This is a genomic window from Tundrisphaera macrotermitis (assembly GCF_051175315.1).
GTDB lineage: Bacteria > Planctomycetota > Planctomycetia > Isosphaerales > Isosphaeraceae > Tundrisphaera.
On record NZ_CP195100.1, the window covers coordinates 4859891 to 4883441 of the forward strand.

21 protein-coding genes are annotated in these 23551 nt (G+C 70.9%); 11 read left to right on the forward strand and 10 right to left on the reverse strand.

Annotated elements, in window-relative coordinates:
* Positions 1-10: 10 nt before the first annotated feature.
* Both TA3x_RS19635 and TA3x_RS19640 read right to left on the reverse strand, forming a co-directional pair.
* Complete coding sequence (locus TA3x_RS19635) at positions 11-1597, reverse strand: efflux RND transporter periplasmic adaptor subunit (protein ID WP_435016362.1); 1587 nt, start codon at positions 1595-1597, stop codon at positions 11-13.
* A gap of 189 nt (positions 1598-1786) precedes the next feature.
* The gene (locus tag TA3x_RS19640) at positions 1787-2158 is read right to left on the reverse strand and encodes a hypothetical protein (protein WP_435016363.1); all 372 of its coding nucleotides are present in this window, start codon (positions 2156-2158) and stop codon (positions 1787-1789) included.
* A 237-nt stretch (positions 2159-2395) separates the two neighbouring features.
* Between TA3x_RS19640 and TA3x_RS19645 the strand changes: the two genes are divergently transcribed.
* From TA3x_RS19645 to TA3x_RS19695, 11 genes are all read left to right on the forward strand, one after another.
* The gene (locus tag TA3x_RS19645; RefSeq protein ID WP_435016364.1) at positions 2396-2731 is read left to right on the forward strand and encodes a thioredoxin family protein; all 336 of its coding nucleotides are present in this window, start codon (positions 2396-2398) and stop codon (positions 2729-2731) included.
* 182 nt (positions 2732-2913) lie between these two features.
* A complete protein-coding gene (locus tag TA3x_RS19650; protein ID WP_435016365.1) occupies positions 2914-5511 on the forward strand; it encodes a glutaminase domain-containing protein in 2598 nt (865 codons plus the stop codon).
* Between the two features lie 383 nt (positions 5512-5894).
* Positions 5895-6878, forward strand: coding sequence for a hypothetical protein (locus TA3x_RS19655; protein ID WP_435016366.1), 984 nt, complete (start codon positions 5895-5897; stop codon positions 6876-6878).
* Positions 6879-6928: 50 nt separating this feature from the next.
* Complete coding sequence (locus TA3x_RS19660; protein WP_435016367.1) at positions 6929-7411, forward strand: hypothetical protein; 483 nt, start codon at positions 6929-6931, stop codon at positions 7409-7411.
* A gap of 2 nt (positions 7412-7413) precedes the next feature.
* The gene (locus tag TA3x_RS19665) at positions 7414-8013 is read left to right on the forward strand and encodes a PIN domain-containing protein (protein WP_435022399.1); all 600 of its coding nucleotides are present in this window, start codon (positions 7414-7416) and stop codon (positions 8011-8013) included.
* A gap of 76 nt (positions 8014-8089) precedes the next feature.
* Entirely contained in the window at positions 8090-10417 is a 2328-nt protein-coding gene (locus tag TA3x_RS19670) for a TRAFAC clade GTPase domain-containing protein (RefSeq protein ID WP_435016368.1), read from the forward strand.
* 6 nt (positions 10418-10423) lie between these two features.
* On the forward strand, positions 10424-11764 hold the full coding sequence (locus TA3x_RS19675; RefSeq protein ID WP_435016369.1) for a hypothetical protein: 1341 nt from the start codon (positions 10424-10426) through the stop codon (positions 11762-11764).
* Positions 11765-11817: 53 nt separating this feature from the next.
* Complete coding sequence (locus TA3x_RS19680) at positions 11818-12666, forward strand: class I SAM-dependent methyltransferase (protein WP_435016370.1); 849 nt, start codon at positions 11818-11820, stop codon at positions 12664-12666.
* 47 nt (positions 12667-12713) lie between these two features.
* The gene (locus tag TA3x_RS19685) at positions 12714-13004 is read left to right on the forward strand and encodes a hypothetical protein (RefSeq protein WP_435016371.1); all 291 of its coding nucleotides are present in this window, start codon (positions 12714-12716) and stop codon (positions 13002-13004) included.
* A gap of 31 nt (positions 13005-13035) precedes the next feature.
* A complete protein-coding gene (locus TA3x_RS19690; RefSeq protein ID WP_435016372.1) occupies positions 13036-13368 on the forward strand; it encodes a hypothetical protein in 333 nt (110 codons plus the stop codon).
* Positions 13369-13489: 121 nt separating this feature from the next.
* Positions 13490-13846, forward strand: a complete 357-nt coding sequence (locus TA3x_RS19695) for a hypothetical protein (RefSeq protein WP_435016373.1) — start codon at positions 13490-13492, stop codon at positions 13844-13846.
* 12 nt (positions 13847-13858) lie between these two features.
* Here TA3x_RS19695 and TA3x_RS19700 read toward each other — a convergent pair whose 3' ends face one another.
* The 8 genes from TA3x_RS19700 to TA3x_RS19735 all read right to left on the reverse strand — a co-directional run bounded on the left by TA3x_RS19700 (position 13859) and on the right by TA3x_RS19735 (position 23436).
* On the reverse strand, positions 13859-15190 hold the full coding sequence (locus TA3x_RS19700; RefSeq protein WP_435016374.1) for an alkaline phosphatase family protein: 1332 nt from the start codon (positions 15188-15190) through the stop codon (positions 13859-13861).
* Between the two features lie 126 nt (positions 15191-15316).
* Positions 15317-16204 (reverse strand): pirin family protein, encoded by an 888-nt coding sequence (locus TA3x_RS19705; RefSeq protein WP_435016375.1) that lies wholly within the window; start codon positions 16202-16204, stop codon positions 15317-15319.
* Between the two features lie 269 nt (positions 16205-16473).
* Complete coding sequence (locus TA3x_RS19710; RefSeq protein ID WP_435016376.1) at positions 16474-17250, reverse strand: FliA/WhiG family RNA polymerase sigma factor; 777 nt, start codon at positions 17248-17250, stop codon at positions 16474-16476.
* A 253-nt stretch (positions 17251-17503) separates the two neighbouring features.
* Complete coding sequence (locus TA3x_RS19715; RefSeq protein WP_435016377.1) at positions 17504-18424, reverse strand: P-loop NTPase; 921 nt, start codon at positions 18422-18424, stop codon at positions 17504-17506.
* Positions 18425-18507: 83 nt separating this feature from the next.
* The gene (locus TA3x_RS19720; protein ID WP_435016378.1) at positions 18508-19671 is read right to left on the reverse strand and encodes a GTP-binding protein; all 1164 of its coding nucleotides are present in this window, start codon (positions 19669-19671) and stop codon (positions 18508-18510) included.
* Positions 19668-21845 (reverse strand): flagellar biosynthesis protein FlhA, encoded by a 2178-nt coding sequence (locus tag TA3x_RS19725; protein WP_435016379.1) that lies wholly within the window; start codon positions 21843-21845, stop codon positions 19668-19670. The genes TA3x_RS19720 and TA3x_RS19725 overlap by 4 nt, the downstream gene beginning before the upstream one ends.
* Positions 21846-22120: 275 nt before the next feature.
* Complete coding sequence (locus TA3x_RS19730; protein ID WP_435016380.1) at positions 22121-22888, reverse strand: SDR family NAD(P)-dependent oxidoreductase; 768 nt, start codon at positions 22886-22888, stop codon at positions 22121-22123.
* Entirely contained in the window at positions 22885-23436 is a 552-nt protein-coding gene (locus TA3x_RS19735) for a cob(I)yrinic acid a,c-diamide adenosyltransferase (RefSeq protein WP_435016381.1), read from the reverse strand. Before TA3x_RS19735 ends, TA3x_RS19730 begins: the two co-directional genes overlap by 4 nt.
* Between the last annotated feature and the right edge of the window lie 115 nt (positions 23437-23551).

The window sequence follows — 23551 nt, forward strand, 5'->3', positions numbered from 1 at the left end:
CCGGGCTCCTTTATTCGCAGCAACCCGCCCCGATGGCGCCCTTCATGATCTCCGTCTTGAGGAGGAACGCCCCCTGGCTGACGACTTTTTGCCCGGCCTTCAGGCCCCAGGTGACTTCGAGCATGTCGGCCCGGTCGATGGGGCTGGTGGTCACCCGCTGGGGGCGATAGACCCCGTTGCCCTCGGGGAGGAAGACGACGTCCACCCCGTCCTTGCGCTGGACGGCCTCCTTCGGGACGACCAGGGCGGTGTGCTCGGAGCCGACCTGGATGGTGGCCTCGCCGAACTGGTTGGCCCGGAGCTTCCCGTTGGGGTTGGCGACCTCGGCCCGGATCCGGCTGGTCCGGGTCTGCTCGTTGACCTCGGCGCCGATCCAGGTCACCTGGCCGGTGGTGGCGAACCCATCGTCGGGGTTCCCGCCCGATATGGCGAAGCTCACCGCCTGGCCCGGCTTCACCTTCTGGATGTCGGCCTCGTAGACGTCGACCCAGACCCACATGCGCGAGGTGTCGGCGACCGCGAAAAGCTGGGTCGTCGATTGGACGGCCTCCCCCCGGACGGCGTGGCGGGCGACCACGGTCCCGTCGATCGGCGCGACGATGTTCAGGAGGTTCTTGATGTCCTTGGTCTTCTGGATCTCCAGGAGTTCGGCGTCGCCGAAGCCGAGGTTGCGGAGCTTCTGCTCGGCGTCCATCATGCCGGCCTGGGCCTGGTTCAGGGCCGTCATGACCTCCAGTTCCGCCTTGCCCGCCACGGCGCCGCTCTGGAACAGCGACTGCATCCGGTCGGCGGTCGCCCGGGCCAGCTTCAGCGAGGCCTCGGCGGTCAGGTACTGGGCCTTGGCCCCGCTCACCTCGGACGAGTCGACCACGGCGAGCAGCTCCCCCTGCTTGACGGGCTTCCCCAGGTCGGCCCTGACCTCGCGGATGTAGCCCGAGACGCGGGGCGTGATGTCGGCGAAGTGGTTGGCGTCGTAGGCGGTTTCCGCGTTGGCGATCAGCTGGTGGGCGTGGATGTCCTCGGCGACGGCCGCGACCTGGATGCCGATCTTGTCGGCGAGCAGCCCGGAGGCGAGCCGGACGGTCGCCAGCGGCTTGCGGCAGGCCTTCTCCGTCCCGACCTTGAAGATCGGGAGCGTCTTGCCCTCCGACGCGGCCTGGAGGCACTCCCGGCACAGGGCCTCGGGCTTGCCGTGGGCCGAGCACCAGCCGTCGTCCGGCTCGGCCAGCGCGGCGGAGGGTCCGGTGCCGCATTCCGGGCAAAAATGCTTCGGCAGGCCGTGCCCCTTGGGGCACATCTCGATGTTGTTCTTCTTCTCCACCTCCGGGTGGCAGAGCGTGCAGATGTCCTCGGGGAGGTCGCCGTGCTCCTTGCAGAGCAGCAGCTTCTCCTTGAGTTCCTCGTGGCAGAGGGTGCAGAACTTCTCGGGGACGCCGTGCTCCTTGCAGTAGAGGCCGGTGTCATCGGGCGTGGCCTCGGGGGCGGACCCCAGGCGGGCCCACGCGGGCATCAGGTCGGGGCGGACCTTGGAGAGGCCCAGCCCCCCGGCCGCGACGGCCAGGAGGATCACGGACGAGACGATCAGCGTGCGCTTCATCGGATTGTTCCCGCTGCGTGCCAGTGGACCACGGACCATCCGCCCTCTCGCCCGGGAAAGTCCCCGAGGAGTCGTGGCGATGGCGGAATCACGCGGTTGTCGGGCCGGCCGGGGAGGGGGCCGGGAGGCGACGGGGCGCGGGCGCGCAGGGGCGTCCGGCCTCGGTGCCTCGTTGCGGACGGGCCCGACTCAGCAGCGGAAATTCTGGAGGAATGCCCTCACGGCCGATGGGCTCCCCCAGGCGGCCAGGCCGGCGGGGGTGCCGTCCCGGGTGAGGTGGGACGGCGCGTGGGACGGGCCGTGGGCCATCAGCCCCGCGAGCACCCCCAGGGGCAGCGGCAGGCCGATGGCGTCGATGCCCGGGACCCGGACGTCGCCGTTCGGGACGGCCCCCCGGCAGACGCAGCTATCCGCGTCCTCGGGGCAATGGGCCGGGGCCGGCGCCCCGGGCTGGCCCGTGCCGTGATGCTCGTGCGCACCCCCCACCGCCTCGGCCGCCCCGCACAGGAAGGGGCAGGCCAGGATCAGGCCGGTCAGGAAGAGGGTGAAGGCGGTTCGCACGTTCGGAGCCCGGGGAAGGGAGAGGGATGCCCCAACTCCTAGAGTAGGGCAGACGCCGCGCACGTCAAGCGAGGTTTCGGCGTCCGCGGGGGATCGCCGCGCCTCTTCTCATCTCATCGGGCGGCCGGGATGGGATCTGAAGCCCGAATGCCGCCGAGCGGCCGGCATCATTCCTGCCGATGGATCGACCCGATCGCTTCGATTTCGACCCCATACCCCCCGGAGGGATGACCGACGATGTCCCGCCCCGATCCCGACCTCGCGGGCACCCCGACCCGCGCCGAGGTCGATGCCATGGCCGGCCCGGTCCTGCTGGAATTCGGCGCGACCTGGTGCGGCCACTGCCGACAGCTGGCCCCCCAACTGGCGAAGGCCCTGGAGGCCCACCCCGACGTCCGCCACATCAAGGTAGAAGACGGGCCCGGCCGGCCGCTCGGCCGGTCGTTCCGCGTGACCCTGTGGCCGACCCTGGTCTTCCTCCGCGACGGAATGGTCGTCCGCCAGGTCGCCCGGCCGTCGCGGCCCGAGGTCGTCGCCGGGCTGGGCGAGATCGACGGATCGGCGGATTCGTAAGGTTCGGTCATCTATCCGCCGGGGCGACGCGTTGGTTATGATCCTTGGAGACTATTCGTCACGCCGGCGCGGGTGAGGCCCCGCCCGGATCATCTCCGACGACCGATCCGTCGCCGAGCCCCGGGCGAGGCCGCCGCCGCCCGCGCCCGACCGACGATCGGCAGACATCCTGGGGAAGATCGATGCTCCGTGGACTGACCCTCATCGCCGGCTCCGCGATCGCCTTCGGGCTCGCCGGCGCGGCCCCCGCGCCGGCCGCCGATCGCGAACTGCGCCCGCCCGCCGTGCCCCTGATCGCCTGCGACCCGTACTTCAGCGTCTGGTCGAACGCCAACCGGCTGACCGACGCCCCGACCCGGCACTGGACCGGGAAGAGGCAGGCGCTCTCCAGCTCCATCCGGGTCGACGGCAAGCCGTATCGCCTGATGGGGAACGAGCCGAAGGCGGTCCCGCCCCTGGAACAGACCTCGGTGAAGGTCCTGCCGACCCGGACGATCTACACGTTCGAAGGGGCCGGCGTCGGCGTCACCCTCACGTTCATGACCGCCGCGCTGCCCGACGACCTGGACGTCCTGTCCCGGCCCCTGACCTACGTGACCTGGGATGTGGCCTCCCGCGACGGCAAGGGCCACGCGGCCAGGGTCTACTTCGGGGCCAGCTCCGAGCTGGCGGTCGACACCCCCGACCAGAAGGTGATCTGGAGCCGCGAGACGGTAGGAGACCTGACCGTGCTCAAGGTCGGGACCGAGGACCAGCCCGTGCTCCGCCGCAAGGGGGACGACCTCCGGATCGACTGGGGCCATGCCTACGTCGCCGCGAAGGGCGAGGGGAGCATCTCCTCGATCGGGATGGAGCAGCAACTCGCCGATGCATTGGTCTCGGGTCCGGGCATGCAGAAGCGCCCCAGGCAGACCCAATCGCAAGCGGTCCGGGAGGGCGTGCCGACCCTGGCGTTCGCGTTCGACCTCGGCACCGTCGCGGCCGATCGTCCGGCGAATCGCCACCTGATCGTGGCCTACGACGACGAATACTCGATCAGCTTCTTCGGCAAGAAGCTCCGCCCCTACTGGCGGCGCAACGGCGCCGATGCCGCCCAACTCCTGAAGCAGGGCGAGGCCGAATACGAATCGCTGCTCAAGCGCTGCGTCGCGTTCGATGACGAGCTGATGGCCGACCTCGCGAAGGCGGGCGGGGCCAGGTACGCCGCGATCGCCGGGCTGGCCTATCGCCAGTCATTGGCCGCCCACAAGCTCGTCGCGGACGCCAACGGCCAGCCCCTGCTGTTCTCCAAGGAGAATTTCAGCAACGGCTGCATCGCCACGGTGGACATCACCTACCCGACCGACCCGATCTTCCTCCTGCTCAGCCCGACATTGGCCAAGGCGTCGCTGGCGACCGTCCTGGGCTATGCTGCCTCGGACCGCTGGAAGTTCCCGTTCGCCCCGCACGACATCGGCACCTATCCGCTGGCCAACGGCCAGGTCTACGGCGGCGGCGAGCGGAGCGAGGACGACCAGATGCCCGTCGAGGAGACCGGCAACGTCCTGATCCTGCTGGCGGCCATCGCCAAGGTGGAGGGGAACGCCGACTTCGCCGCCTCCTACTGGCCGACGCTGAGCAACTGGGCCAAGTACCTGGAGGCCAAGGGGTTCGACCCCGAGAACCAGCTCTGCACCGACGACTTCGCCGGCCACCTGGCGCACAACGTCAACCTCTCCGCCAAGGCGATCATGGGCATCGCTTCCTTCGGCTACCTGTGCGACCTCAAGGGGGAGAAAGAGGAGGGGGCCCGCTACCGCGCCGTGGCCGCCGCTCTGGCCAAACGCTGGGTCCAGGAGGCGACCGAGGGCGACCACACCCGCCTGGCGTTCGACCGCCCCGGCTCTTGGAGCCAGAAGTACAACCTGGTCTGGGACCGCCTGCTCGGCTTCAACCTGTTCCCGGCCGAGGTGTTCCGGTCGGAGATCGCGTTCTATCTCCGGAATCAGAACGCCTACGGCCTGCCGCTCGACAGCCGCAAGACCTACACCAAGCTCGACTGGATCGTCTGGACCGCCACCATGGCCGACGACCCGGCCGACTTCGAGGCCCTGATCGCGCCGGTGTATCGGTTCCTGGACGAGACGCCGACCCGCGTGCCGATGTGCGACTGGTACGACACCCAGGACGCGAAGCAGTCCGGCTTCCAGGCGCGGTCGGTGGTCGGCGGCGTGTTCATCAAGATGCTCGCCGACCCGTCGACCTGGAAGAAGTGGGCGTCCCGCGACAAGGCCAGGGCCTCCGACTGGGCCCCGTTGCCCAGGCCGCCCGCCCTCACGGCGGTCGTCCCCACCGCCCGGGACCAGGCCGCGTCCTGGCGGATGACGACCCGCAAGCCGGCCGAGGGCTGGGCCGATCCCGGCTTCGACGACTCGGGTTGGGCCAAGGCCGAAGGGGGCTTCGGCACCCGGTCGACCCCGGGCACGGCGGGCGCCCTGCGGACCGAGTGGAACACGCCGGACATCTGGATCCGCCGCGAGTTCACGATGCCCGAGGGCTCGTTCGCCGACCTCCAACTCTCCTGCTTCCACGACGAGGACGCCGAGATCACCATCAACGGCGTCCCCGCCGCCCGGCTCTCGGGCTTCACCACCGATTATGACCTCGTGCCGATCAACCCCAAGGCCCGCGCCACGCTCAAGCCGGGCCAGAACGTGATCGCCGTCCACTGCCACCAGACGACCGGCGGCCAGTACATCGACGTCGGCGTCGTGGACGTGAAGGAGGGCGGCGGGAAGTAAGGTTGAGGATCCCCGGCGATCGCCCGGCATATCCCTCGACGCCCCTCGCGGATCGTCCGGCGATTCGCGAGGGGCGATCGCCGCTTGCCGTTCCCGCGGGCGATGGGCCATGATAGAGTCGGGAGGATCGTCGGAACCGGACCATGCCCGAGACTCGCCGTCCGGGAAGTCTGGATCGGGAGGGGGGGCCGGCTCGATCTTGATCGAGTCGGGCCGATGGCCGGCGCGTGCGACCTCCCGCCCGATTTCGATCCAATCCCCCGGCCCGACGAACGAAGACCCGGTTGACGCGCCCGGCCGGGGCGCCGGCCCGGTGATTGCCCCGACCCCGATGCGATGGCCCGCCCGCCCGGCGGGGAGTCGCCGATCCCGAGGATCCTGCCATGCGTCAGCGAACGAATCGCCGCCCCCGGTTGCTGATGGCGTGGCCCACCCTGGCCCTGGCGGCGGTCGCCCTGGCGGCGTCGGCCCGGCCGGCGTCGGCGGGCAAGATGGCGTGGCTCGACGAGGTGGTCCAGGAGGTCATCGTCGAGGCCCGCGCCGGCGGCAAGGCGATGGCCAACGGGGAATCCTCGGCCATCCGCGCCGGGGGCAAGCTGTTCGTCCGCGAGGCCGACGAGGGGCTGGAGGCGATCGCCCGCCGCTCCGAAGGGATCGCCCGCGCCGGCGGCAAGGTCGAGGCGCCCAGCGAGGCCCTGCTCAACGCCCGGTTCCGCCGCCTGATCCGCCCGGATGCCGACGCCGCCCGCGCCTTCGGCAACCTCGCCCCCGCCGAGAAGAAAGTGGTGGTCGAGATGGGCGAGGCCGCGCAGAGCCTGGCCCGGCGCTATCCCGGCCAGGCCGAGGCGATGGTCCGCGAGCTGGGCACGGAAGGCCTGTCGGCCGTCCGGGTCTACGGCGACGACATCGCCGAGGTGGTCGTCAAGGAAGGCCCCGAATCCCTGGGCGTGCTCCGCAAGACGGGCCGGGGGGGCTGGGAGTTCTTCACCGGGACGGTCCTGCCCCACAAGAAGAAGCTGGCCGCCGCCGGCGTCCTGGCCCTGTTCCTGGCCGACCCCGACAAGTTCGTCGACACCGCCGGCCGCGTCACCGAATACGCGGTCAACGAGTTCGCCAGGGCCGGGCTCAACCTGGCCGGCGCCGTCGGCGCCGGGGCCGCCCGCGGCCTGGAGGGCTCGATCGGCACGACCCTGGCCGCCTACGGCCTCAACCATGCGGTGCTCCGCTACCTCGGCATGGGCCTGGCGGGCCTGCTGGTCATCGGCTCGGCCATGGTCCTGCTCGGCCTGCCGGTCCGCTGGATGCTCCGCCCGATCACCGGCCCGCTGCGGCTGCTGCGGGGCCGTCGCGCCGTCCCGACCCGCTGAGCGGGTGGCCGCCACTTCGAGGAGACCGACGACCGCCGGAGGAGGATCGCATGGCGACGCGGATGCGGGGGGGGAGGCCGGAGACCACGATCGTGGCGGACATCGTCGCGATCAAGGAGGAGTCGATCCCGCTGGTCGTCAAGGTCAAGGCCATGAAGGACGCCGCCAAGATCGGCGTCCCCTGGCTGGCCGAGGAGATCGGCCAGCTGGTCGCCAACGGCTACATCGTCGACTTCGGGATGTTCGTGGACCTCGACGAGATCCGGATCATCCGGGTGGGCGAAGGCGGCGCGGTCGAAACCGTTTGCATCTTGCCGATGGCCGAGATCCTCGGGACCTACGACTCGAGTGTCGTCGATCGCCGCATCCACCAGGATTATCTCCAGAGGCTCGTCGCAAGGTGGTTGGAGCATTTCGCGAAAAGCTATTTTCCCGGCACCCCGCCAGGCGTCGACCGGATCCGCTCGCTCGGACTTGCCGACCTGCTTGAGGGCGCCGAGGTCGAGGAACGATCCGAGTTCATCGTTCGTTGATTGTGTATATCGAGACGAACTTCCTGGTCGGCTATGCCTCGGGGCGCGACCCGGGAGCGGTGGATCTCCTGGCAGCCGCATCGAAGGGCATCCGCCTCGCCGTCCCCGGGGTCTGCTTCATGGAAGCACTCTCCCTGATCGAAGCAGAGCGGAAGCGGACTCATCGCCTCGGCGATGACCTCGGCAACGAGCGGCGATCGGCAGAGCTTGATCTCGTCTCGTCGGACTCGCCCGGTTTGGCCCTCCGCCTCGCACAAGCCCAATCAGGCGTTAGCAAGCGTTTCGAGGTCTTCTCGGATCGACTGGATGAGGTGTTTCTGATCCTTTCCGACGTGGCGGAAATCATTTCTGTTTCTTCAACAGTCCTCCGGTCCCACACCGATCGGAAGGCGATTGCGGAGCCGACCGACAACTTGATCCTGGCCTGCATCCTGGATCACGCCGCCGATCATCACGGTACTCGCAAGGCGTTCTTCTCGGAGAACCGGAAAGACTTCTCCCAGAACACATTCGTGGCCGGGTTGCTCAAAGACGCAGGGATCAAATATTTCGGCCAGGCCGCGAAGTTGTTGGAGTGGGCCGGATCGGGGTCGGGGGCGTAGAATCGGGCGAGGTCCCGGCGGGAGAGGCCGGGGGGCGGGACGAGGGTCGAGGTCCAGGAGGAGTCGAGTTCAGGCCATGTCGAATCGTCGCAAGACCCATCTCGACGCCCTGGAAGCCCGGCTGACCGGGCCCAAGCGGATCGCCCTGTTCGGCCACCGCAACGTCGGCAAGACGACGCTGCTGGCGATGTTCTACCGCCAGGCCAGCACCGGGCAGGTGCCGGGCGTGCGCCTGGCGGCCGTGGACCCCGCCAGCGCCGAGTACCTGGCCGAGAAGATCGCCCAGATCGAATCCGGCGAGCCGCCGGCCGGCACCCTGGCCGAGACCGAGCTGAAGCTCCGGCTCTACCACGGCCCGGCGCGGTTCGACCTGATCTTCAAGGACTACCAGGGGGAGCACGTCACGCTCGGCTCGCAGGAGCCGATCCGCGAGTTCTTCGCCGACTGCGATGCCGTCCTGCTCTGCCTCGACCCCGACGGCTCGACCCAGCCGGCCGAGCGGAGGAGGCGGCAGCAGGAGGTCGAAGAGCTGCTGGAGCGGTACATCGAGAAGTCCGACGACGGCACCGTCGGCCGCCCGGTCGCGCTCCTGCTCACCAAGTTCGACCGGATCCTGGCCCGGGGCGAGGCCGGGCAGGGGCTGGACCAGGTGGAGCGGCTGGTCGAGGCCCGGTACGGGATGACCCGCCACCTGCTGGCCCGGCACGTCCCGGACGGCGCCATGTTCGCCGTGAGTTCCTACGGCCGGGGCTCGGTCGACGGGCGGCCCCCGGCGGAACTGCACCCGCTCGGCCTGGAAGGGCCGCTGTGCTGGCTCGCCGAGCGGTTGGAGGCGGTCGACCGCGACCAGCTCGAATGGCTCTGGGACCTCGCGCCCGACGACCTGCCGCGGCTGGCCCGGTGCGTGGCCGCGTACGAGAAGCGCTACCCCCGCTCCGACCGCTCGGCCGACTTCCGCCGCCGCCTGGCCGAGGGCCGGCGCCGCCGGAGGCGGAAGCTCGTGGTCCGGGGCACGCTGGCCGCCGGGGCGATCGTCGCCGGGCTGGCGGGGTACGACGCCTGGGGCTATCGCAACGCCCTGGCCTTCGAACGCGACACCCCCCCGCAGGCCGTGGCCCGGCACTGGGAACAACTGGCGACCTGGCACCCGACCCTGCCCCTGTTCTGGCCCAAGTCGGCCGTCGATGCCCGGTTCAAGGCCGCCGAGTGGAAGGTGAAGGCGACGCAGGCCCGGATCCTCGCCGGGACCGCCCCGCCCGACGCCGGAGAGAAGCTCGCCCCGCTCAAGGACCAGGTCCCGGAGCTGGTCGACCGGATCCGCGAGGTCGAGGCGGCCCAGGAACGCGAGCGGCAGGAGAAACGCTGGCAGGCGGTCAAGTCCGAGGCCGCCGGGGCCGCCGACGAGCCCGACGCTCCGCTGATGGCGATCAAGGGGTTCCTCCGCGAATTCCCCGACACCCAGCACCGGGCCGAGGCCGAGGCGCTGCTGAACTCGCTCAAGGGGAAGGTGGAGACCCGCCAGTCGGGCCGCGAGCGGCAGATCATCGACGACATGATCCGATCGGCCTCGCTCCCCAACGCCAGCTTCCCCGACCTGATCGACCAGGCCCGCCAGTTCATGGCGGAGCACCCCGACAGCCGCTATCAGCCCGAGGTGGCCCGCCTGCTCGAAGGCTACGTCAAGACGCTGGACGACCGCGACATCGAGAAGGCCCGCGAATTCTCGCGCCGGAACCCCAACGAGTTCGCCCGGCGGATCGAGCGGTACGACGAGTACCTGCGGGCCCACCGCAACGGGGGCCGCTACATCAGCGAGGCGACCGAGGCCAAGGACCGCGTCCTCCGGGCCTGGGACGTGGCCGACTATCGCCGGGGCTATGACCACTTCATCGCCCACCCCAACGACGTGGCCGAGGTGGCGCGGATCCTCCGCGAGTACCTCCGCCACCACCCGGACGGGCAGCACGCCGCCGACGCCAATCGCTACCTGGCGTGGTGGGACAAGGTGTCCGTGCCCAACGACTATCGCGTGACCCTCCGGCGCGGCGAGTTCGACCCCAAGCTCGGCACCGCCTTCGGCGGCGCGCCGGACCTGGGGGTGACGCTCGAAGTGGCCGGGATCTCGTACGGCCCCTCGCCGGTGATCCGCAACAACTTCAAGCCGATCTGGGACTACACCTTCTCGCGGCCGATCCGCTGGAAGCTGGGCGACCCGGTCGTCGTGCGGGTGATGGCCCACGGCTTCTGGTCGGACTCGCCGGCGGTGATCCTGAGCAGCAAGAAGGGGGATCCGCTGGCCATGAAGATGCTGTCCGGCACCATCCGCCCGACCAAGGGGGGGACGACCACCCTGGTGTTCGAATCCGACTTCCCCCTCCCCTCGCTCCCCAAGCCGGGGCCCTGATCCATCATGCCCGGCAAGCCGATCCTGGTGGAGCAGGTGGTCTACGGCAGCTTCGCGTTCTGGGACCGTGGCTATGCGGTCCTGGCCCGATCCCCGGGCGTGCGCGACGAGTGGCTGTCCGACCTGCTGGCCGCGTGCCGACGCTACGGGGAAGCCCCCCGGGGCGCGGCCCCGTCCCCGGCGCTGTTCTCGCTTTCGCTGCCCTCCGGCCCCCGCGCCGTGGTCGGGGTGTTCCCGCAAGGGTGCGACGATCGCGGGCGGCCGGGTGCCCTGGCGTTCCACGGCCTCCTGATCGCCGATCGCGACTATCGCCGGCTCGGGGCCGACCCGTTCGCGTTCGCCGGGGCGCTGCGGGGCGAATGGACGGCCGAGGCCGTGGCATTGCCCGGGTTGACCTGGCCGGAGCCGGCGCCGGGCCCGCCCCCGGAGCCCCGGGCGGCCGAGGATCCCCGCGCCGCGAAGGTCGCCGCCGCGCTGGGCCGGGGCCGTCGCGTGGCCCTGGAGTCCGACGCCCCGATCGACGCGCTGGCCCGCGATGCCTGGCGGCTCCTGCCGGAATCGGCCCGGCGCCGGGCCTCGGTGGCGACCTGGGCCTTCGGCAACGACAACCATTTCGACCTCCTCGCCGCGCCCCGGCTGGCCGGGGTCGCCCTCGACGGGTCTTACCTCCTGCCCGGGCTGATCGACGACCCCGACCCTCTCCCCGAGCCCGCCGACCCGGCCCGGCCCGTGGCCCGTCGGCCGTGGCTGGCCCCGGCGTCGGTCGCGGCGGGGCTCATCCTGATGGCGGCGATCGTCTTCTGGCCCCGGGGCCGCGACGAGGCCGAGCTGGTCGAATCGAGGCCGGTCGTCGGGGCGACCCCATCCCCGCCCGATCCCGCCGAACTCGCGCGATTCGAGGACGGGTTGCGGCGGCTCGCCGAGCGGTTCGCCGTCCCCGATCCCGGCGATCCGGCCGGTCTGATGGCCCGCTTCGCCGAGCAGGTCCGCTACCGGGGGCCGACCTTGACCGATCAGGAGGTCGCGCGGCTGGCCGCCGAGTCCGACCCCGACCGCGATCGGGCCCTGGCCTGGCACGACCAGATCGGCCGGCTTCGCGACGACCGGCCGTGGCCCGAGGACTTCGCCCGGCTCGACCCGGGCCGGCAGATCGTCGCCTTCGCCGGATCGTATCATCTGGACGGGAAGGATCAGCCCATCGCCGGGATCCCGGACGCCCTCGACGAGGCCCTGTCCCGGCCCGGCCCGGTCGTACCGACCCCGCTGGCCTCGCGTTATCCGGCCCTGAGCGATTACACGCGGTTCCTCGCCCGCCTCCCCCGGAGAAAAGAGGGAAGTCGCCCGTAGCCATGCGGGGATCGGCCGGGGACAATGTGAGCCATGCCCAGACCCTCGCCGGCATGACCGTCGGTCGTTCCGACCGGGTGCCGGCCCTCGCCACGACGGCCCGCACCGTGCCCGAAACCACCGATCGCCAGGACCGCCAGTGGAGCCGCCAGGCGGCCAAGTATGACGACCTGTTCCTCGACCCGTTCCGCCCCGGCGTCGAGAACCCTTTGATCGACGCCATCCGGGCGATCCCCGACCCCGGCTCCAGGCAGGTGGCCGACCTCGGGTGCGGCACCGGCCCCTTGATCCCGCTGCTGCTGGAACGCTTCGCCGGGGTGGTGGCGCTCGACTTCGCCCCCAAGATGGTCGACGTCGCCCGCAAGCGGCTGGTCGCCGAGGGCGTGGAGGGGGCCGACCGCGTCCGGTTTATGGTCCGGCCGATGTATGAACTGGACGAGCTGCGCGGCCAACTGGACGTGGCGATCGCGGTCAACTCGATCGTCATGCCCGACGTCCGGGACATCGACCGCACGATGGCGGCGATCCGGGCCGCCTTGAAGCCGGGCGGGACCTTTTTGGGGATCCTGCCGTCGATGGACGCGATCCATTACCATACGATGCTGCTCAACGACGAGGCCCTGGACCGGGGGCTGAGCCCCGAGGAGGCCGAGCGTCACGCCGCCTTCCAGGGGGAGCATCACTTTTACGAGTTCGCCTTCGGCCGGTTCCAGTTCCGGGGCCTCCACCAGAAGTTCTGGCAGCCGTTCGAGGCCCACCACCGCCTGAGCAAGGCGGGATTCGTCGACGTCGCGCTGGAGAAGGTCCTCTATCCCTGGGATGACACGATCACCGGCGGGCCGGCCTTCGCCGACCATCCCCGGAGCTGGGACTGGTTCTTCCGCGCCCGGGCCCCGGAATAAGACCGCCTCGCCTCCCCGATCATCCTGACCCCGACCGGAACCGCCCCATGTCCCCCGACCCGCACGCACCACGGACGCAGGAACAATCGATCAAGGCCCGGAAGCACCAGCTCTTCGAAGATGACGACGTCGTCTCCTCCGGCCCCTCGCTGCCGTTCCCCGAACTGCTCAAGGTCACGCCGGCCGAGCCCCTCTCGCCGGCGATCAAGGCCCTGCTTTGGGTCGTCGGCTCGCTGGTGGTGCTGATGCTGCTGGCCGCGCTCCTCACCTCCGGCGGCCGAAAGAAGCCCAAGAAGGCCGGCGCCTCGGTCGCGCCGGCCGTTCGCGCCTTGGGATGAACCGGTTCCTCGTGGTTTGGGCGACTCTCCAGTGAATGAGATCGACCCCAAGATACGGGCCGATGCCGCGCGGCGATATCTCGGCCTGCGACGCAGGTACTGGCGGTTCTTCCGCGTCGCCATCTCGTTGCTTGCGGTTGATCTGGTCCTCTCCGCCGTCGGTCCGCGATTGGGGCTGGATGTCGGCGACTGGCTGGTCGATCCTTTCGCCATCGGGTTCGTCTTGTGCGCCTTCGGCAGTCTCATCACGTTGCCGGCGCTGAGAAATTTCCGTTGCCCGCGATGTGGCGAGCGGTTCACTCGCTTCTATGCTCACACTCGGCCCATCCCGGCCTGCGAGCACTGCGACCTCAACCTGCTGTGATGCGCGATGCTCCTGGATGAAAAATTCGATCCGTCGGCTGAGTTTCCCGCCGGTCGGATCTCCTCCACGGCGATGCCGGCCGGTCTCCACGATCCGAGCGAACGAGAAGGGTGGAAGTCCGTTGGGCGAGATCGACGACGAAGCCAGGGCCGATGCTTCGCGGCGTTTCATGAGCCTGCGAAGGAGGTCTTGTCGATTCTTCCTCGGCATGCCCGTGTTTTGGTTGATGGGGGTGATCACTTCCGCCGTTTGTGAGCGATTTTGGCCGGCCGGCAAGGCCATCATGGCCGTCCCGCTCCTCGGGTTTCTGACGTGCTGGGTCGGCGCCGCCCTCGCGTGGTCCGGGCTCACGGAGTTCCGTTGCCCGCGATGCGGCAAGCGGTTCATCATGTCCTGGTCCAATACCTTGCCCACCGCGGCCTGCAAGCATTGCGGCCTGTACCTGGGGAGGCCGCGGCGGGGCTGGACGAGGGGATGACGAACCATCACCTCAATGGCCGGCGTCGAGGATCTCCTCCAGGACGCGGCCGTCGGACTGGTCGAGGGTCGTGCCGAGCAGGCGGGCGACGGTGGGGGCGACGTCGACGTTGTCGACCGTCGGCAGGGTGGCACCGGCCTTGATCCCCGCGCCCGAGGCGACGAACACGGCGTTCATCTCGGCGACGGTGGACAGGTAGCCGTGCGACCCGGTGGGCGGGTCGTTGGCGACGACCTCATCTTCGCCCTTGAAATCGCCCGCCACGGAGTAGCCGGCCTTGGGCACCAGGATCAGGTCGCACATGGCGCCCGGGGGGCCTGGCTTGGGCATGTGGAGCCGGGGGAAGTCCTCGGGGCCGAGGATCGATTCCACCCCCTCGGCCTCGGCGAACAGCTTCTTGACCGCCTCCCGATCCTGGTCGGCCGTGTCCGGGTCGTTGAGGTAGACCATGCCGATCCCGCCCTCGGGGATGACCTGGACCCGGGCCGAGGTGATGGCATTCCCGTCGGTGGCGAGGAAGCCCCGGCGTCGGAGCGCGACGTTGGGCCGGAGGGCCTTCTTGACGGTGCTGAAGCCGTGGTCGGCCAGGATGATCACGGTGGTCCGGTCGCGGACCCCGGCCTGATCCAGGGCGCGGAGGACCCGGCCGACGTTGGCGTCGGTCAGGGCGGCGGCGGTGTAGCCCGGGGTTGTCCTGGGGCCATACTTGTGGTGGGTCCCGTCCAGGTTGAGCAGGTGGAACGCCATCAGCCGGGGCATCCGGTTCAGGATCACCCGGCAGGCGGCCTCGGTCCACACGTCGTCGCGGTTCACGGGGCCTCCCCGTTCGAACCGGGCCAGGTGGCCGGACTGGGCCAGCTCCTCCTTGAGCCGGGGGGTGGTGTACCGGAGCTGGTCGGGGACGTCGGGGAAGTTGTCGTCGATCGACGATGAGCCCCGGGTGCAGGGCCAGTTGATCGCGGCCGAGGTCATCCCCTTCGCCTTGATCACGTCGAACAACAAGGGCACGCCGACCAACTCGGCCTGGGTCTTGGCCGGGACGACCCGGGCCGGCATCGCCTTGCCCTGGCGCTCCAGGACGCCGTTGAACAAGACCCCGTGGCGCTCCGGGTGGACGCCGGTCATCAGGGTCGTGTGGTTGGGCCAGGTGACCGAAGGGTTGGAGACGATCATCCCCGCCTCGGACCAGGCCCCCTTGGCCCGCAACGCGCGGATCTCGGGCAAGGACGCCTGCGGGTCGTCGAGCAGGTAGGCGGGCAGGCCGTCGATCGTGATCACCACCACATTCCGATCGGGGGCGTCGGCCGCCCGGACTGTGCCCGCGATCAGCAACAGAGCCAACATCCATCTCGTCATGACCGGACCTCACTTCTCGGCGTCGAATTCATTCGGGAGACGCCGAGCATCTGACCACGGCCCCGCCCCGCCCGCAAGCGCCGGGCGGGGCGGGGCCGGGATCTTCATCGAACCTTACCGGGCCGCGCCGGCGGGCTCGATCACGCCCATCTTGCCGGACTGGAAGTCGGCGATGGCCTGGCGGATCTCCGCCTGGGTGTTCATCACGAACGGCCCGTAGGCGGCGATCGGCTCGTCGATCGGCTCGCCGGCCAGGACCAGGATCTTGCTCCCTTCGCGGGCCTCCAGGGTGAAAATCTCCTCATCGCGGGGGAAGACAATCAGGTCGGACTCGCCGGCCACCTGCCCGTCGCCGACCGCGACCTGCCCCTTGAGCACGACGACCAGCTTGGTCCAGCCGGCCGGGCGGCGGAACTCGACGCGGGCCCCGGGGTTCAGCTCGGCGTCCCACAGGTCCAGGGGCGTGAACGTCCGGGCCGGCCCCCGGGCCTCGCCGAGGCTGCCGGCGATCACCCGGAGCGTGCCGGCCCCGTCGGGCAGGGCGACGCGGGGGATCTGGCCGTCGACGATCGCCTGGTAGGCCGGGGACGCCCCCTTGTCGCGGGCCGGGAGGTTGACCCAGAGCTGCACCATCTCGAAGACGCCGCCCTTGGAGGTGATCTCCCGGCCGTGCTTCTCCTCGTGGAGCAGGCCCGACCCGGCGGTCATCCACTGGACGTCGCCGGGTCCGATCCGCCCGCCCCCGCCGGCCGAGTCCCGGTGCTCCACGTCGCCCGAGTAGGCGATGGTCACCGTCTCGAACCCCTTGTGGGGGTGGGAGTCGACGCCTCGGGGCTTGTCGGTCGGGCCGAACTCGGCCGGGCCGGCGTAGTCGAGCATCAGGAACGGCGAGGTCGTCCGGGAATCGGCCGGGTTGCCGTGCGAGAACAGGCTGCGGACCGGGAAACCGTCGCCGACCCAGTGGCCGGCGGGGGCGCGTCGGATGGCGATCGTGGTCGACATGATGGGCTCGATGACCTCGCGGATAAGTCGTGATTCGGATGCGTCACGACCCCATGATAGGCCCGTCGAACCCATGGACAAGTCGGCACCAGACCCCTCCCAGGGCACCGATCGGATACCGACCCGGGTTTGGTCCGGGCCCAAATCGAGAGCCCGCCCCGCCGCCTCCCGGGTGGGTCCGGGGGGGCGGCGGGGCGGGCTCGGGGATGGGATCGACTGCGGGGATGAGGGCGAGGCCCGCTCGTCCGGGCCGGTCGGATCGGGCCGGATCAGGTGCCGAATTCGGGGCGGCGGGCGGAGAGCTGGGCCTGGAGGCGCTGGATGATCGACGAGTGCATCTGCGAGACCCGCGACTCGCTCAGGTCGAGCGTGGCGCCGATCTCCTTCATCGTCAATTCCTCGTAGTAGTAGAGGATGATGATGAGGCGCTCGTTGCGGTTCAGGCCCTTGGTGACCATCCGCATGAGGTCCTTGCGCTGGAGGCGGAGCGTGGGGTCTTCCCCCTTCTTGTCCTCCAGCACGTCGATCTCGCGGACGTCCTTGTAGCTGTCGGTCTCGTACCACTTCTTGTTCAGGGAGACGAGGCCGACGGCGTTGGCGTCGTTGGCCATCTTCTCGAATTCGGCGGGGGGCAGGCCGAGGCGTTCGGCCAGCTCGGTCTCCGTGGGGGGGCGGCCGTGCAGGGCTTCCAGCGCCTTGCGGGCCTCCTCCAGCTTGGAGTGCTTGGACCGGACCAGGCGCGGGACCCAGTCCATCGTGCGGAGTTCGTCGAGCATCGCCCCGCGGATGCGGGGGACGCAGTAGGTCTCGAACTTCACGCCGCGCGACAGGTCGAAGGCGTCGATCGCGTCCATCAGGCCGAAGACGCCGGCGGAGATCAGGTCGTCGAGGTCGACGCCCTCCGGCAGCCGCTGCCAGATCCTCTCGCCGTTGTATTTGACCAGCGGCAGATAGCGTTCCACCAATCGATTGCGCAGGGGCGTGGTGGGGTGTTCCTTGAACTCGCGCCAGAGTTCGGTCACATCCACGTCCAGCTTGGTTGTCATCCCTGACCTCCATGTCGGCGTCGTGAGAGGGGGCACATCCTGTGCTCGCGGCGGTCGACCGGCGTTCCGGCCGACCGTCCCGCATCCGCCGTCCGGCCCGGCCCGACCCCGAAGGGGCTGGCACCGGCTCGCGTCCGACGTCCTCTCGCGGTCCAAGGAACCCGTATCAGAATCAGTATCGGCCAGTCGGCAGGATCGTCTTGAGCCTTGCCGACACGATAATCGGAATGACCGGACACGCCGGCCGGATTTTTCATCGAGCGACCCGACCCAGGGCCCGGCGGGCCGCCAGCGCGGCAAAGAACCCGGGGCGGCGGGGGCGGGGCGAGGCCGGGCCCGGGCGGCAATCCACCACGGCGCGGGCCAGCCTCCGCACGTCGCGCGAGGCGACCGATGTGGGCGAGGCGATCGAGAACGGCGTCCGGGCCCGCACGGCGAGCGGCACGTTCGCATCCGCCCGGACGTAGCCCAGGCCGTCGACCACGGCGCCGAAGAACTGGCGGCTGGAGGCGGTGAGCCGGGCCAGCACGTCGGCCGCCTCGGCCGAGTTCCGCGCCTGGTTCACCACGGCTCGGAGGATGGTCGGGGCGTCGAGCCGGCCGTACCGGCGGATCGCCGCGTGGGCGTCGGCGGTGGAGGTCGGCTCGGGGGTGGTGACCAGGATCACCTCGTCGGCGGCCGCGGCCAGGGTGCTGATCGAGGCCCCCAGGCCGGTCCCGGCGTCGATGATCAGGTAGTCCGCCCCCTTCTCCAGGTCGGCCAGCTCGTCGATCAGGCGGCGGGGGGCATCCCCCAGGGCCTCGATCAAGGTCCGTGCGCCGTGGGCCCCGGGGACGATCCGGATGCCGCCCGGGCCGGAGACGATCGCGTCGTCCAGCGGCCGCCCCCCTTCCAGGACGTCGCCCAGGTCGCACGCCGGCGCCAGGCCACATAGCAGGTCGATGTTGGCCAGGCCGAGGTCGGCGTCGATCAGGACCACCCGCTCGCCGCGCTCGCCCAGGGCGATCGCCAGGTTGAGCGCGAGGTTGGACGTGCCGACTCCCCCCTTGCCGCTGGTCATCACCAGGGACAGGGCGGTCGACGGCGGCGTGGCCGTCGGGGGGGCCTCGGCGAGCGCCACGGCCCCCGATCGCGCCCGGACCAGTTCTCGGAGCCCGTCGGCTTGGTCGGACATGATCCCTCCGGTCGGAAAGGGCGGGACGATCCCGCTGGTGCTGGGTTCTGGCGGCGTTTCGATGCCGTACGGGTCGGGGCAGTTCAAGCGACGACCTCCTGGCCCAGGATCAGCCGCGCCAGGCGGGCGCGGTCGGCCGGCTCGATGTCGTCGGGGACGGCCTGCCCGGTGGTCAGGTAGCTGACCGGGCGGTCGGCGTGGCCCAGCACGGCGAGCACGCCGCCCAGGCCGTCGGCCTCGTCGAGCTTGGTCAGGATCAAACGATCGGCCCGGGCCACGGCGAACCGCTCGACGGCGGCCCGCAGGCTCCGCTCGCCGGCCACGGCGCTGAGGACCAGGTGGACCTCGTCGGGCCGGACGGCGGCCAGGAAGTCGGCCAGCTCGCGGATCTTGACCTCGTCGCGCGGGCTCCGCCCGGCGGTATCGATCAGGACCAGGTCCACGTCCCCCAGCTCGTCGATGGCCCGGCGCATCTCCGACGGGGCGTTGGCCACGGCCAGGGGCAGGTCGATGATCTCGGCGTAGGTCCGGAGCTGCTCGACGGCGGCGATCCGGTAGGTGTCCACGGTCACCAGGCCGGGCCGGAGCCCGTGGGAGAGCTTGAAGTTGGCGGCCAGCTTGGCCACGGTGGTCGTCTTGCCCACGCCGGTCGGCCCGACCAGGGCGACCACGCGGCGGGTGCCGGGCACGGCGGCGATGGGCGGGGCCACCGGGACGCACGCCTCGACCGCCTCGCACAGGGCGTCGCGGAGGGCGCCGGGGCGGTGGAACTCGTCGGGCTCGATCCGGTCGGCGACGTGGCGGACCAGCTTGCGGGCCAGGACCTCGGGGACCTCGGATTCGAGCAGCTGGGCGTAGATCGGCACCAGCCCGGCGGGCAGGTCGGGCAAGAGGTGGTCGATCCGCCCCTGCCGGCTCAGGTCCGAGACCATCGCGTGCAGGCGGCCGAGCTGCTCGCCGAACTGGGCCTGCAGCGCGTGGTTGGCGGGCGTGACGATCGCGGCCGATCCGGCGGACGAGCCGTCGGCCGAGGCCGTGACCTCGATCATCTCCCGCCCGCCCAGGCCGAACAGCCGGCGGCGGCGGACCTCGCGAGTCCCGTGGATCACCGCGCGGCTTCCCAGGTCGCGGCGGACCTGCGCCAGCGCTTCCTTCATCGTCCCCGCCCGGTAAGTCTTCGAGCCCGCCATGCCGTTCTCCGCCTCCTCGATTTTCCGGATCGAACCTCGACGCGTCGCGACGGTCATTCGTCGCCGATCCCGACCAGGGCGGCCGAGCCGGCCGTCGAATAGGAGGTGACCACCGGGATCTCATCCTCGACCACCGTGCCGACCGACTCGATCGGCGTGTCCCGCGGGATCTCACGCTGGCTCAGGACGATCAGGCGGGGCAGGTCGGCCCGGGTCAGGTCTTTGAGCACCGGCCGGGCCTCGGCCGACCCCAGGACGATCGGCGGGTGGCCCGCCTCGATCATCGGGGCGATGGCCCGGGCCACGGCGCGGACGATGCCCTGCGTGGTGGCCGCGCCCAGGGCGGCGGCCGGCCGGGTGTCGTCCAGCCCGCCCACCACGCCGAGCCGGGCATCCAGGGCCCGGGCCAGGGTGGCCACGCGGAGCCGTCCGTCGGCCCCCAGGTATTGCTGCGTGATCCGCCGGGCCAGCCCGCGCCGGACCCGCTCGATCAGCACGTCGATGTCCTTGGTCCGGGCGGCGTGAACGGCCAGGGTCTCCAGGATCGTCTCCTGGTCGCGGACGCTCACCCGCTCGCGGAGCAGGCCTTGCAGGACCTGCTGGACCTCGCCGGCCCGGAGCAGTCCGGGGACGACCTCGTCGACCAGGGCCTGCGACGTGGTCCGGGCCCGGTCCAGGAACCGGCCGACCTGGTCGCGGCTCATCAATTCGTCGGCGTGGCCCAGGACGATCTCGCCGAAGTGGCCGGCCACCACGGCCGACGCCTCCAGGACCCGGCACCCCGCCAGCTCGGCGACCTCGCGGCCGTCGGCGTGGATCCAGACGGCCGGCTGGCCGGTGGTCGGGTCGACCCCGTCGCGGCCGTCGGGGCGGGACCCCAGCCCGGCGGGCGGCACAGCCAGGAGCCGGCCGGCGTAGGCCACGCCCTGTCCCACCACGGCGCCCCGGAGCTTGAGCCGGTAGTCGTGCGGGCCGAGGCCGATCTCGTCGCGGATCCGCACCTGCGGGACGATCAGGCCGAGGTCGCGGGCCACCCGCTGGCGGATCGACCGGAGCCGGTCCAGCAGGTCGCCGCCCCGGGTCGGGTCGGCCAGGCCGATCAGCCGGTAGCCGATCTCCAGCTCCAGCGGGTCGACGTGGAGCAGTTCCTCCATCCGGTCGACGGGCGTCTCTGGGTGGGCCGGGGCGGCCTCGGCCGGCTCGGGGGCCTCGTTTTCCGCGTCGTCCTCGGCCGGCTTCCGCTTCGCCAGGATGTACGAGCCGGAGCCCAGCGCGGCGGCCAGGGTCAGCAAGGGCAGCTTGGGCAGGGGGGTGAGGGCGAGCAGGCCGAGGAACACCGCCGACGCCCCGAGCACCTCGGCCCGGCCGAACAGCTGCCCGACCACGTCGGCCCCGATGTCGCTGTCTTCCGACGACCGGGTCACGATCAGGCCGGAGGCCAGCGAGATCAGGAACGCCGGGATCTGGCTCACCAGCCCGTCGCCGATCGTCAGCTTGGTGAAGACGTTGACCGCCTCGCCCACGGGCATCCCGTGCTCGAAGACGCCCAGGAACAGCCCTGCGCCGATGTTGATCAGCGTGATCAGGATGCCCGCCACGGCGTCGCCGCGGACGAACTTGCCGGCCCCGTCCATGGCCCCGAAGAAGTCGGCCTGGCGATACACGGCCTCGCGGCGGCGCTGGGCCTCGCGCTGGTCGATCAGGCCGGCGGACAGGTCGGCGTCGATGGCCATCTGGCGGCCGGGCAGGCCGTCGAGCATGAACCGGGCGGCGACCTCGCTGATCCGGGTGGCCCCCTTGGTGATGACCACGAACTGGATCACGATCAGGATCGCGAACAGGATCACGCCGACCACCACGTTGTCACCCGCGACGAACTCGCCGAAGGCTTGCACCACCCCGCCGGCCGCGTCCAGCCCGTCGGCCCCGTGGGTCAGCACCAGCCGGGTGGTGGCGACGTTGAGCACCAGTCGCGTCAGGGTGGTCGTGAGGATGATCGTCGGGAACGCCCCGAACTCGTGCGGGGCGCGGATCGACAGGGTGGTCAGCAGGATGATCACCGCCAGCGTGATGTTCAACGCCAGCAGGAGGTCGAGCACCGCCGGGGGCACCGGGACGATGAACACCAGGATGGCGCCGATCAGGGTCGCGGGCAGGGCCGCGCCGGCGATCCGGGCCAGTCCGGCGCCCGAGTTCGGGCCGGCGGCGGTAGTGTGCAGAGCGGGAGGCATCCGTTCCTCTCCTCGACCCAAGTGTGACGGCGATGGCGGCCCGGGAGGGGGCCCGATCCTCCATGATCGCGGCGGCGAGCATCCTTGCTCGGCGATGCCGCGGCATGGCCTGTGTGCGGGTGGACGGCCTGGCTCGATGGTGGGTGCGGGCTCGGTGGGGCGTCGTCAGTCGGCGTCGGACGTGTGGCGGGACGATACTCCCGATCGGGGCGAGTGTCCAGGGGAAGAACCCCCCGGCGGGCAGTTTGGCCTCGCCGCCGGAGGTTTTCTTTAACTTATTCCGGGCCGGGTGCGATGAATCGGCCTCCGTCAACCCGGAAGCAGGCCCCGGTGGCGAAATCGGTGCCTTCCAGGAGGTAGAGGATGAGGTTGCTGAGGTCGTCCGGCGTGCCCCGGCGGCGCAGGGGGGTGGCGTCGACCACGGCGGAGACCTCGGCCGGGGAAAGGTCGGGGGGCGGCTCGATCATGGCGGGCTGGACCAGGTTCACCGCGACCCGGGGGGCCAGCTCGGCGGCGAGGGCCAGGGTCATCGCGGTGAGCCCGCCCTTCGCCACGATATAGGGGAGATAGCCGGGATAGGGGCGATCGGTGGCCCAGTCCCCCACCGTGATGATCTTCCCCTGGAGCAGGCCCTCACCGGGGTCGGCCGGGCGATCGACCATCCGCCGGGCCGCCGCGACGGAGGTGTGATAGGGGGCGGCGAGGTTGGCCGCGATCATGGCGTCGAAGTCGCCCGGGGCGAGGGTCGCCAGCGGCGTCGGCCGGTAGATGCTCGCCATATTAATCAGGACGTCGAGCCGGCCGAACCGCTCCACGACCCGGTCGACCGCCGCCTCGGCCTGGGCGGCGTCGGACAGGTCGGCGGCCACGGCCAGGGAGCGGGTGCCCCGAGCCTCGACGGCGGCGGCGGTCCGCTCGATCGCCTCGCGGCTGGTCATGTAGGTCAGGCCCACGTCGGCGCCGCGGGCGGCGAGGAGCAGGGCGAGTTCGCCCCCGACCCTGCGGGCGCCGGTGATCAGGACGGATTTGCCGCGGAGGTTCATAGCCCGGTCCAGGGGATGTCGGGCGACCCGGCGCGGTGGTTCGCGGCGCGGGCCAGCACGAACAGGAGGTCGCTCAAACGGTTGAGGTAGGCGATCAGGTCGACCGGCACGTCCTGGCCTTCGATCCGCCCCAGGTGGACGGTGGATCGTTCGGCCCGCCGGCAGATGGTCCGGGCCAGGTGGAGACGGGCCGCGGCGGCGGTCCCGCCCGGCAGGATGAACTGGGTCAGCGGGGCCAGCTCGGATTCGAGGCGGTCGATCTCCGATTCCAGCCGCCCGGCCAGTTCCGGCCCGACCGCCTTGTGGAACCGGCCCGAGGGGTTGGGGTCGGCCAGGGCCGCGCCCACGGCGAACAACTCGTCCTGGACCCGGGCGAGCAGGGCGTCGATGTCGGCGTCGAGCCCGCCCGAGGCCCGCGCCAGGCCGAGCACGGCGTTCAACTCGTCGACCGTGCCGTAGGCCTCGATCCTAGGGTCGTCCTTGGCCACCCGGCCCTGGCCCAGCAGCCCGGTGGTGCCGTCGTCGCCGGCCTTCGTGTAGATCTTCATGGATCGCTCGCGTCCCGATCGGCGCCCGCCATTCATTGGCGGGCCGCCCGCATGGCCCTATACTAGGCGCTCGCCCCGCGACCGGGAAGCGCAGCCGGCTCGCCCCTCACCGACG